Consider the following 11,088-nt stretch of genomic DNA (forward strand, 5'->3'; position numbering starts at 1 on the left):
CGAGTGACCCCCGTGGGCGATCGGCCCGAGGTGGCCCTGGTGCACGGCTCTTTCGATCATTTTCGCAGGGTAGCTCTTCATTTCCTTGTTTCTAGCGTTTGAGGCAAGATCTACAGGCGTGAAACTTGGTGATCTAGCTGCGTGGTTCACATTAGTGGTTTCCACTGTGACGGGTATTGTTGCGTATTGGCAACCTCGTGACACGCAACGACAAGTTGCGACAGCGCAAAAACAAGCGGAAGTAGCGAAGCGGTCGGCCGATGCCGCCGAAAAACAAGATCAACTGACTACGAGCTCCTAACGCACTCGAGTCGGAGCCAGGTGATGAGTCCGCAGGCCAGGGCGAGGAAGCCGCGGTGGATGTCGGTGCGGCGTTGTCAGCGTTCGGCCAGGCGCCGGAACTGGTGCAGCAGCGCGAGGATTTGCTCGACGACCCACCGCACGGGTTGGTTGGTGTCCCGGGTGCCGCGACGGCTGATCAGTGGCTGAATCCCTCGCTGGAGCAGTAGGTCTCGGTATTTGTCGTGATCGTAGCCGCGGTCGGCCACGATGACCTCTGGTCGGCGGCGTGGGCGGCTCCGGCGGCCTCGGACGGGCGCAACCGCGTCGACGAGCGGAATGAGCTGGGTGGCGTCGTTGCGGTTGCCACCGGTCAGCGCCGTGGCGAGAGGGACTCCGCCGCCCTCGCAGATCAGGTGGTGTTTCGAGCCGGTCCTGCCCCGGTCGACGGGGCTCGGCCCGGTCGCTGAGCCCCCCTTTCGCGCGGATGTGGGAGGCGTCCACACACGCGCGTGACCAGTCGATCTGCCCGGCCGCGTTGAGCTCGGCCAGTAATAGCTCGTGGAGCTGGTCGAACACCCCGGCGTCCTGCCAGTTCCGCAGGCGCCGCCAGCAGGTCATCCCGGATCCGAATCCCAGCTCTTGCGGCAGGTCTTCCCAGCCGATTCCGGTGAACAGCACGAAGAGGACGCCCTGCAGCACCTGTCGGTCCGGCAGCGGTTTCGGACCCGTCCGACTCGTCGGCCGTACCGGCAGCAAGAGCTCGATCCGAGCCCACAACTCGTCGGAGACGTTCCACGGCGCAGCCATCAACCAAGATCATCCGAGGTGGAGATCATCAACGTGTTAGGGGCTCTAAGGGTCAAGTTCAACAGAGCGCGGATGTTGTCAGCAAAGAAGACCTTTTAAGGCGACAGACAATCGTTGAAGACCTGTTGCGCAGTTTTGATTTCTATCGTGAAAAAGTTGCAGGTACGTCAAGGGCGATGGGTATAAGTAAAGGTGCCCGAGACCGTGCCTCTGTTCTTTTTGAGGCGGAACGTGGAGCGCATGATGAATTCGTTGAGAGTACCCCCGTCTTTTTGCGGCCAAAAATATGTGGAAATTTTTGATGACGCGCCGCGATTTGGGAGCACCTGCGTGATTTGCGTTATCAGTATAAAACCACCCAGTGTTGACGAATTGAAAGACGGGGAGGAGGAGGCGCGTGATTTTGTAAGTGATGTCCGTGGATGCTTGGTATCGGAGCGTATGGACACACAGTTCCGAGTGTTCCAGCCTGATTTTCCGAAGAGGGAAAGTGGTCGACGTGATCGAAGCGAGTGATTGCTTATGCTGCGGCCCCGGAGGGGTCGCCCTCGATGAAGAAAAGAAACTCTGACCACACGCACTACGTGCGCCTCGGGACCGTGGCGGCCAAGTGCTTCGGCTCGACCATCGATATCTCGATCATGCCGAGGTGGCCAAGTTGGCTGGACCGCTGCGGCTCGTACGGGCTGATCGTGCGATTCCTGGTCTGCACCGGCCTGCGTTGGGCCGAACTGGCTGCGCTAACGGTCGGACGGGTGGATCTGACGCGGCGTCGCGTTCTGGTGGCCGAGTCGGTCACCGAGGTCAACGGCGAAGTGGTGTGGGGCACACCCAAGACCCATGAACGGCGCTCGGTACCGCTGCCGCGATTCCTCGCCGAGGAGCTGACAGAGCGAGTGATCGGTCGAGCCTCGGACGCCTTACTGTTCACGGCTCCGCACGGGGGAGTGCTTCGGGTGCGCAACTTCCGACGGGCGGTCTTCGACGCGGCCGTGCGCGATGTCGGTCCCGAAGGCTTCCATCCGCACGAGCTGCGGCACACGGCGGCGTCGCTGGCGATCGCCTCCGGCGCGGACGTGAAGATCGTGCAGCAGATGCTGGGGCACAAGACCGCCACGATGACGCTGGACCTCTACGGGCACCTGTTCCCGGACCGGCTCGACGACATCGCGGGCCGGATGGACTCGGCGGTGCGTGTCCCAAATGTGCCCCAAGAGTGATCTTGGGTGGGGATCACGGGTCTGTGACCTGGGTGCCCTCGGCAGGACTCGAACCTGCGACACCCGCCTCCGGAGGGCGGTGCTCTATCCGCTGAGCTACGAGGGCTTCGCGCTCGACTGGGAACAGCTTATCGCATCGGTGCGGGCTGTTGTGAGGCCCCCTCGATCGTGCTGTTTCGCGTGAGGTTACGGGCAAGTAGCTTCTCGTGTATGCAGGAGAAGCAGTCTTTCGTCGAGTCGGCAGGGGTGCGGCTGTCGGTTCGCGAGCGGGGCGAGCCCGGGAACCGCCCGATCGTGCTGGTGCACGGCTACCCGGACAACTCCGCCGTGTGGGACGCCGTGGTCGCGGCCCTGGCGGCTGTCGATCCCCGGCGTCACGTGGTCCGCTACGACGTGCGGGGCATGGGGGAGTCGAGCGCTCCCGAGGACTCGGGCGGTTACCGGCTGGAGCACCTCGCCGCCGACCTGGCCGCCGTCGTGCGCGCGGTCAGCCCGGATCACCCGGTCCACCTCGTCGGGCACGACTGGGGCTCCATCCAGAGCTGGGAGGCGGTCGGTGACCCGCGCTACCGCCACCTGCTCGCCTCGTTCACCACGTTGTCCGGTCCCTGCCTCGGACACCTGGGGGGATGGTGGCGCCGCAACCTCACGCCTCGTGGTCTGCCGGGACTGCTCAACCAGGGACTGCACTCGTCCTACATCGGTCTTTTCAGCGCCCCCCTGCTTCCGGAGCTGCTGTGGCGCTCGCCGATGCTGCGCTCCTGGTTCCGGGCCGAGCGCGGTGACGCGGTACGCGGGTTGGAGCTCTACCGGCAGAACATCGGGCGGGGGACGTCCGCGCCGCACCACACCGACCTGCCGGTGCAGCAGCTCGTGCTCGCCCGCGACGGTTACGTGCTGCCGACCATGCTGACCAGTGCCGACCCGTGGTGCGACCGGTTGTGGCGGTACCGGTTGCCCGCGGGGCACTGGGCCCCGCGGACTCACCCGGAGGCGGTCGCGCGGCGGATCACCGACTTCGCCGAGTACGTGACCTCGTCCGAGAGCTCGGAGGACTGGGAGGCGGTGCGCGTGCGGTAGCGCCGCTCGGTGGAGTGAGGTGACACTCCCTCCGGTTGCACTCATGCACGAATGACTATATATCTGTGTGCGCGACAGGAGGTGTAGGGCGTGGGTAACGGACACGATCACGGGCACGGCGGCGTCGGATCGGCGGCGACCAGCGCGTCGGGCAAGTACGTCCGGCGGTTGGCGTACTCGTTCGCGATCCTGTTGGCGTTCTTCGTCCTCGAGGCCGTCGTCGGGTTCCTGACCTCGTCACTGGCACTGCTCTCCGATGCCGGTCACATGCTCACCGACGTGCTCGGCGTCGGCATGGCCCTGGCCGCCATCACCGCCGCGCGTCGCTCCACCCGCGCCAAGCGCACCTTCGGGCTCTACCGGATCGAGGTGCTGGCGGCGCTGGCCAACGCCGTGCTGTTGTTCGGTGTGGCGGGCTACATCCTCTACGAGGCGGTCGGGCGGTTCCTCCGACCGACCGAGGTGGCCGGCCTGCCGATGATGCTCACGGCGGCGGCCGGGCTGGTGGCCAACCTGGTGGTGTTCGCGATGCTGCGCGCGGGCTCCTCGGAGAGCCTGAACGTGCGCGGCGCGTACCTGGAAGTGCTGGCCGACACGGTGGGGTCGCTCGGCGTTCTCGTGGGCGGTGCGTTGACCTGGGCCTTCGGGTGGTATCTCGCGGACCCGATCGTGGCCTGCGCGGTCGGTCTCTTCGTGCTGCCCCGCACCTACAAGTTGGCCCGTCAGGCGCTGCGCATCCTGGTGCAGGAGGCGCCCGAAGGCGTCGACGTGCACGAGCTCCACGGTGAGCTGTCCTCGCTGTCCGCCGTGACCGAGGTCCACGACCTGCACGTCTGGACCTTGACCTCGGGCATGGAGGTGGCTTCCGCGCACCTGGCGGCCCAGCCCGATGCCGACCACGGCGACGTGCTGGTCGCCGCGCAGCAACTGCTTTCCGAGCGCTACAGTATCGATCACGCCACTTTGCAGGTGGAGCCCGCGGACTGCGCGAGCCGGTGCCAGAATCTCACTTGGTGAGATGCGCGGTCCCCGTGAGGTCGCGGTGTCGCCGTTGCGACGTTCGAGGGACAACCCGTTGGCTGAACAGCGGGGACACTTCCTTAGACTTCACAAGGTGACTCCCGCCGCGCTCGCAGAACTGGTTCGCAACACCGCCACAGCAGTCCTCGACGCCCGAGGGCTGGACACCTCGGTCCTGCCGGACTCGGTGACGGTCGAGCGACCCCGCAACCCGGAACACGGCGATTACGCGACCAACCTCGCCATGCAGGTGGGCAAGAAGGCCGGCGTCTCACCTCGTGAGCTCGCCGGTTGGCTGGCCGAAGCGCTGGCTTCGGAGGAGGCCATCGCCTCGGTCGACGTGGCGGGTCCGGGCTTTCTCAACCTGCGACTGGCCGCCGACGCGCAGGGCGCGATCGTGCGGGAGGTCCTCGACAACACCGCGACCTTCGGTCACGGCGAGCTGTACCGGGGGCGCCGGGTCAACCTCGAGTTCGTCTCGGCCAACCCGACCGGACCCATCCACCTGGGTGGCACCCGGTGGGCGGCGGTCGGTGACGCTCTCGGGCGCGTGCTGAGCGCGCAGGGTGCCGAAGTCACCCGCGAGTACTACTTCAACGACGCGGGATCGCAGATCGATCGCTTCGTGGACTCGCTGATCGCCTCCGCGAAGGGCGCTCCGGCCCCGGAGGGCGGTTACGGCGGTGCCTACATCGACGAGATCGCCTCCGAAGTCGTGCGCAGCGAGCCGCGGGTCATGGGGCTTCCCGAGGACGAGCTGCGCGAGACCTTCCGCCGCACCGGCGTCGGTCTGATGTTCACCGAGATCAAGCGCAGCCTGCACGAGTTCGGTACCGACTTCGACGTGTTCTTCCACGAGGACTCGCTGCACACCTCGGGCGCGGTCACCCGTGAGGTCGAGCGGCTCAAGGAGTCCGGGAGCCTGTACTTCGCCGACGGCGCCTGGTGGCTGCGTTCGACCGACCACGGCGACGACAAGGACCGCGTGGTCATCAAGAACGACGGCGCTCCGGCCTACATCGCCGGTGACATCGCCTACCTGAGGGACAAGCGCGAACGCGGCTTCGACCTGTGCCTGTACATGCTCGGTGCCGACCACCACGGCTACGTCGCGCGCCTGAAGGCCGCCGCGGCGGCCATGAACGACGACCCGGACGTCGTCGAGGTGCTCATCGGCCAGATGGTCAACCTCGTCTCCGACGGCGAGCCGGTCCGGATGAGCAAGCGGGCCGGCACCGTGGTCACGATGGAGGACCTCGTCGGTGCGGTCGGGGTGGACGCCGCCCGGTACACGCTCATCCGCTCCTCGGTCGACTCGCCCGTGGACATCGACCTCGACCTGATCAGCAAGCGCACCAACGAGAACCCGGTGTTCTACGTGCAGTACGCGCACGCGCGCTTGTCGTCGTTGCAGCGCAACGCGGTATCCCTGGGTATACGGCGGGGTACGGTGGCCGAGGCGGACCTGTCGCTGCTCAACCACGAGAAGGAAGGCGAGCTGATCCGCACGCTCGGCGAGTTCCCGCGCGTGCTGCACTCGGCGGCCGAGCTGCGCGAGCCGCACCGCGTCGCCAGGTACCTGGAGGAGGTGGCCGGTTCCTACCACCGGTTCTACGACGCCTGCAGGGTCCTGCAACCCGGTGACGACCAGGTCACCCCGCTGACCGTCGCCCGGCTCCAGCTGTGCGAGGCGGCCCGTCAGGTGCTCGCCAACGGCCTCGAGGTCCTCGGGGTCAGCGCTCCCGAACAGATGTAGCGGAAGGTAATCATGCGCGCCCATCCCGCCGGGCCACGGCATGCCGATGTCGTCCCGCCCGGCAGTACCGCAGGTCCCGCACCTTCTTCCGTGGAGGAGACCGTGCGGCTGGACCCCGTCGTCTGGCCTCGGAACGCCTCGCGCGGGGAGGACGGTGTCGCCCGGTTCGCCGGGATCGACGTGCGCGAGCTGGCCGAGCAGTACGGCACACCGCTGTTCGTGCTGGACGAGGCCGACTTTCGCGCTCGTTGCGCCGAGTACGCCACGGCCTTCGGAGACCCCGCCTCGGTGCACTACGCCTCGAAGGCGTTCCTGTGCACCGAGGTCGCCCGGTGGGTCGCCGAGGAGGGCTTGAGCCTGGACGTGTGCACCGGCGGTGAACTGCGGCTGGCCCTGCGCGCCGGGTTCCCGCCCGAGCGCATCGCCTTCCACGGCAACAACAAGTCGACGGCCGAGCTCGAGGAGGCGGTCGCCGCCGGAATCGGCTCCGTGGTGCTGGACTCCTTCCACGAGATCGCCCGGCTGGAGCACGTCGCCCGGCAACGCGGCGTGTGCCAGCCGGTCATGATCCGGGTGACGGTCGGCGTGGAGGCCCACACCCACGAGTTCATCGCCACCGCCCACGAGGACCAGAAGTTCGGTTTCTCGCTGAGTTCCGGCGACGCCGCCGAGGCCGCCAGGCGGCTCCTCAAGCTGGACTCTTTGGCGCTGGTGGGCCTGCACAGCCACATCGGTTCGCAGATCTTCGACGACGGCGGCTTCGAGCTGGCGGCCCGCCGCGTGGTCGCGCTGCTGGCCGACCTGCGCTCCGAGCACGGTGCCGAGGCGGTGTCGTCGCTGAACACGGTCGACCTCGGCGGTGGACAGGGCATCGCCTACACGCCGCAGGACGACCCGTTGCCGGTGCCGAAGCTGGCCGAACGCTTGCACGAGATCGTGCGCAGGGAGTGCGCCGAGGCGGGGTTCGAGCCGCCCCGCGTGGCCGTCGAACCGGGCCGGGCCATCGCGGGCCCCGGCACGGTGACGGTCTACGAGGTCGGCACCATCAAGGACGTCGCCCTGGACGGCGGCATGGCACGCCGCTACATCAGCGTCGACGGCGGGATGAGCGACAACGTCCGCACCGCCCTGTACGACGCGTCCTACGACTGCCGGTTGGTGTCGCGCGCCGGGGAGTCACCCGCGGTGTTGTCCCGCATCGTGGGCAAACACTGTGAATCCGGTGACGTAGTGGTGCGCGACTGCTGGATGCCGGAGGATATTGCCCCCGGTGACCTGCTCGCGGTGGCCGCCACCGGTGCGTACTGCTACGTGATGGCCAGCAACTACAACCGCATGCCCAAGCCCCCCGTGGCCGCCGTGCGCGACGGGCAGGCGCGGTTGTTGCTGCGTAGGGAAACCGAGGACGACCTGCTCCGGCTGGAGGTGTGAGTGATCGAGGATCGTGAGCCCATCAGGGTGGCGCTGCTGGGATGCGGCACTGTCGGGACCGAGGTGGTGCGCCTGCTGCGTGATCGCCCCGAGGAATTCGCCGCGCGCGTCGGTGCGCCCGTGCGAGTCACGGGGGTGGCGGTGCGTCGCCCGCACAAGCACCCGGAACTGCCGGAGGAGCTGCTGACCACCGATTCGGCGTCTCTCGTGGACGGCGACGTCGACCTCGTGGTGGAACTGATCGGCGGGATCGAACCGGCCAGGTCCCTGCTGCTGAGGGCACTGCGGGCGGGCAAGTCGGTCGTGACGGCGAACAAGGCACTGCTGGCCGAGTACGGTTCCGAGCTGTACGCGGCGGCCGACGCCTCCGGCGCCGACATCTACTTCGAAGCGTCGGTGGCGGGTGCGATCCCGTTGCTGCGCCCGCTGCGCGAGTCGCTGGCCGGTGACCGGATCAACCGTGTCATGGGCATCGTCAACGGCACCACCAACTACATCCTCTCGGCGATGGACTCCACCGGGGCGAGCTACTCGGAGACCCTGGAGGAAGCCGGTCAGCTCGGTTACGCCGAGGCGGACCCGACGGCGGACGTGGACGGCTTCGACGCGGCGGCCAAGGCGGCGATCCTGGCATCGCTGGCGTTCCACACCCGCGTCACGGCCACCGACGTGCACCGGGAGGGCATCTCGGGAACCAGTGCCGGTGACATCACCGCGGCCCAGGCCCTGGATCGCAGGGTCAAACTGCTGGCCATCTGCGATCGGGTGACCGACGAGGAGGGCAACGAGTCCGTCTCGGCCAGGGTGCACCCGGCGATGATTCCCCGGGACCACCCGCTGGCCGGGGTCGGTGGTGCGTTCAACGCGGTGTTCGTGGAGGCCGAGTCCGCGGGACAGCTCATGTTCTACGGCCAGGGTGCCGGTGGTGCCCCGACGGCCAGCGCCGTGCTGGGCGACATGGTCGCCGTCGCGCGCAACCTCGTCGTCTCGGGCAAGGGGCCGCGCGAGTCGGCACACGCTCAGCTACCGGTGCGGTCGATGGGCCAGACCCCGACCCGCTACCACATCAGCCTGGACGTGGCCGACAAACCGGGAGTGCTCTCCCAGGTCGCGTCCATGTTCAACGAGCACGACGTCAGCATCTCGGTGGTCCGCCAGCAGGGCAGAGGAGCCGAGGCGAGTCTGGTCGTGGTCACCCACACCGCGCTCGACGCGGCATTGAAATCCACAGTGGAAGAGATCGCACGGCTTGACGCGGTGCGCGAGGTCGTCAGCGTGATGCGCGTGGAAGGTGAACTGTCGTGACTTCCGGGATTCGAGCCGCATCGCAGCGTTCCCAGGCCGGTTGGCCCGGTCTGATCGAGGCCTACTCCGACCGGGTGGCCGTACCCGAGAACGCTCGAGTGGTGACCTTGCAGGAGGGCAACACTCCGCTGGTGCCCGCTCCCCACCTTTCGGAGCTGACCGGGTGTCGCGTTCACCTCAAGGTCGAGGGCGCCAATCCCACCGGTTCGTTCAAGGACCGGGGCATGACCGTGGCGATGACGCACGCGGTGGCCGAGGGGACGAGGGCGGTGATCTGCGCCTCGACCGGCAACACCTCGGCCTCGGCCGCCGCCTACGCCTCCCGCGCCGGGCTCACCTCGGCCGTGCTGGTGCCTCAGGGCAAGATCGCGATGGGCAAGCTGGCCCAGGCGGTGGTGCACGGTGCGAAGATCCTTCAGGTGCAGGGCAACTTCGACGACTGCCTGGAACTGGCCCGCAAGACCTCGGCCGAACACCCGGTGGCCCTGGTCAACTCGGTCAACCCGGTGCGCATCGAGGGGCAGAAGACCGCGGCCTTCGAGGTGTGCGACGTCCTCGGCCGGGCGCCGGACGTGCACTGCCTGCCGGTCGGCAACGCGGGCAACATCACGGCCTACTGGAAGGGCTACGAGGAGTACGCCGCCGACGGGCTCGTCGACTCCAAGCCGCGCATGTTCGGTTTCCAGGCCGCCGGCGCGGCCCCCATGGTCCACGGCGAACCGGTGTCGGGCCCCGAGACGGTGGCCACGGCGATCCGCGTGGGCAGCCCCGCCTCGTGGCAGGCCGCGCTCGCGGCCCGTGAAGCTTCCGACGGCTTGTTCGCGGCGGTCAGTGACGAACAGATCCTGGACGCCTACCGGCTGCTCGCGCGCCGCGAGGGAGTCTTCGTCGAGCCCGCGTCGGCTTCCAGCGTGGCCGGGCTGCTGGCCAAGTCCGCCGACGGTCGCCTGCCGGAGAACTCCGAGGTGGTCTGCACCGTCACCGGCCACGGCCTCAAGGACCCGGACACCGCCCTGGCGGGCATGGTCGAGGTCGAGCCGCTGTCGGTGGATCCCCACGCGGTGGCCACGGCGCTGGAGCTGACATGAGCCCGACGCCGGGAACGGCCTTTCGGGTGACGGTCCCGGCGTCCACGGCGAACCTGGGATCCGGCTTCGACACCCTCGCGATGGCGCTGGCCTTGTACGACACCGTCGACGTCGAGGTCGTCGACGGTGTTCCGGGCACGGCACGAGTCGAGGTGGCCGGGGCGGGGAGCGAGACCGTGCCGACCGACGAGCACCACCTGGTGGTGCGGTTGCTGCACCGTGCCTTGGCCGAACTCGGTTCCGATGCACCGGCGTTGCGATTGCGTTGTCATAACGTTATTCCGCACTCGCGCGGACTGGGGTCCTCGGCCGCGGCGATCGTCGCCGGTGTCGTTTCCGGCTACATCCTGGCGGGCCGTGACTTGTCCGATGAGGGCGACATGGCGAGCGTGCTGGAGTTGGCGGCTTCGCACGAGGGCCATGCCGACAACGTGGCCGCGAGTCTGCACGGCGGACTGGTGATCGCGTGGAGCGAACAAAAACGTTTCCGCGCCACGCGCCTGCGCCCCCATGCCGACATCCGACCGATCGCCCTGGTTCCGGCGGAGGAGTCGGCCACGCACACGACGAGGGGACTGCTGTCGGACACGGTGCCGCACGCCGACGCCGCCTTCGCGGCGAGCCGTGCCGCGCTGGCCGTGCGGGCTCTGACCGAGGAGCCGCAGCTGCTGCTCGACGCGCTCGACGACCGCCTCCACGAGAACCAGCGGGAACCCGCGTGGCCGGCGACGATGGACCTCGTGCTGCGCCTGCGTGCGGCCGGGGTGCCCGCGGCCGTTTCGGGTGCCGGTCCGACCGTGCTGGCCCTGCCGGCAGGGGGCGCGCTTCCCGGCGACGTCGACGTGACCGGGTTCGGTGCGCTGTGGATTCCGGTCGATCGGACGGGAGTGCGGGTCGAGTCCTCGGCCTGACGGCCCATACGACACGTGGTGGGCACAGGGTGGTATAAAGGAGGATGTCGGCACCGAGACAACCAGTACTCGGCCGGTGTACGGCAATCTCGGCCGGTCAGAGGCCGGTGGGGCGTTGCCATTCAAGCAGGTTGATCAAGCAGGGCAGGCTGATCCAGGGCGTGTCGCGCCCAGGAGGTTCTTGCACC

8 protein-coding genes, 1 tRNA gene and 1 pseudogene are annotated in these 11,088 nt (G+C 68.0%); 8 read left to right on the forward strand and 2 right to left on the reverse strand.

The genetic code is table 11. From position 1 onward, the window contains the following. Nucleotides 1–287 precede the first annotated feature (287 nt). Nucleotides 288–1,089: pseudogene (locus FHX42_RS12185) on the reverse strand (IS5 family transposase). A 551-nt stretch (nucleotides 1,090–1,640) separates the two neighbouring features. Here FHX42_RS12185 and FHX42_RS12190 point away from each other — a divergent pair. Next, nucleotides 1,641–2,309 carry a tyrosine-type recombinase/integrase gene (locus FHX42_RS12190; RefSeq protein WP_235987275.1) on the forward strand — a complete coding sequence of 223 codons (669 nt, stop codon included), beginning with the start codon at nucleotides 1,641–1,643 and terminating at the stop codon, nucleotides 2,307–2,309. Nucleotides 2,310–2,342: 33 nt separating this feature from the next. Here the strand turns inward: FHX42_RS12190 and FHX42_RS12195 are convergent. Then, nucleotides 2,343–2,415 (reverse strand) — tRNA-Arg (locus FHX42_RS12195). A gap of 104 nt (nucleotides 2,416–2,519) precedes the next feature. Between FHX42_RS12195 and FHX42_RS12200 the strand changes: the two genes are divergently transcribed. The 7 genes from FHX42_RS12200 to thrB all read left to right on the forward strand — a co-directional run bounded on the left by FHX42_RS12200 (nucleotide 2,520) and on the right by thrB (nucleotide 10,900). After that, nucleotides 2,520–3,389 carry an alpha/beta fold hydrolase gene (locus tag FHX42_RS12200; protein ID WP_182544394.1) on the forward strand — a complete coding sequence of 290 codons (870 nt, stop codon included), beginning with the start codon at nucleotides 2,520–2,522 and terminating at the stop codon, nucleotides 3,387–3,389. A gap of 90 nt (nucleotides 3,390–3,479) precedes the next feature. Next, nucleotides 3,480–4,406, forward strand: a complete 927-nt coding sequence (locus tag FHX42_RS12205) for a cation diffusion facilitator family transporter (protein ID WP_182544395.1) — start codon at nucleotides 3,480–3,482, stop codon at nucleotides 4,404–4,406. Nucleotides 4,407–4,503: 97 nt separating this feature from the next. Beyond that, nucleotides 4,504–6,165, forward strand: a complete 1,662-nt coding sequence (argS, locus tag FHX42_RS12210) for an arginine--tRNA ligase (protein ID WP_182544396.1) — start codon at nucleotides 4,504–4,506, stop codon at nucleotides 6,163–6,165. Nucleotides 6,166–6,177: 12 nt separating this feature from the next. Further along, entirely contained in the window at nucleotides 6,178–7,596 is a 1,419-nt protein-coding gene (gene lysA, locus FHX42_RS12215) for a diaminopimelate decarboxylase (RefSeq protein WP_182544397.1), read from the forward strand. Further along, nucleotides 7,597–8,901: a homoserine dehydrogenase gene (locus tag FHX42_RS12220; RefSeq protein ID WP_182544398.1), complete on the forward strand. Its 1,305-nt coding sequence runs from the start codon at nucleotides 7,597–7,599 to the stop codon at nucleotides 8,899–8,901. Beyond that, the gene (gene thrC, locus FHX42_RS12225; protein WP_182544399.1) at nucleotides 8,898–9,989 is read left to right on the forward strand and encodes a threonine synthase; all 1,092 of its coding nucleotides are present in this window, start codon (nucleotides 8,898–8,900) and stop codon (nucleotides 9,987–9,989) included. The genes FHX42_RS12220 and thrC overlap by 4 nt, the downstream gene beginning before the upstream one ends. Continuing rightward, entirely contained in the window at nucleotides 9,986–10,900 is a 915-nt protein-coding gene (thrB, locus tag FHX42_RS12230; protein ID WP_182544400.1) for a homoserine kinase, read from the forward strand. The genes thrC and thrB overlap by 4 nt, the downstream gene beginning before the upstream one ends. The last annotated feature ends 188 nt before the right edge of the window (nucleotides 10,901–11,088 follow it).

Source organism: Halosaccharopolyspora lacisalsi, from assembly GCF_014137975.1.
GTDB lineage: Bacteria > Actinomycetota > Actinomycetes > Mycobacteriales > Pseudonocardiaceae > Halosaccharopolyspora > Halosaccharopolyspora lacisalsi.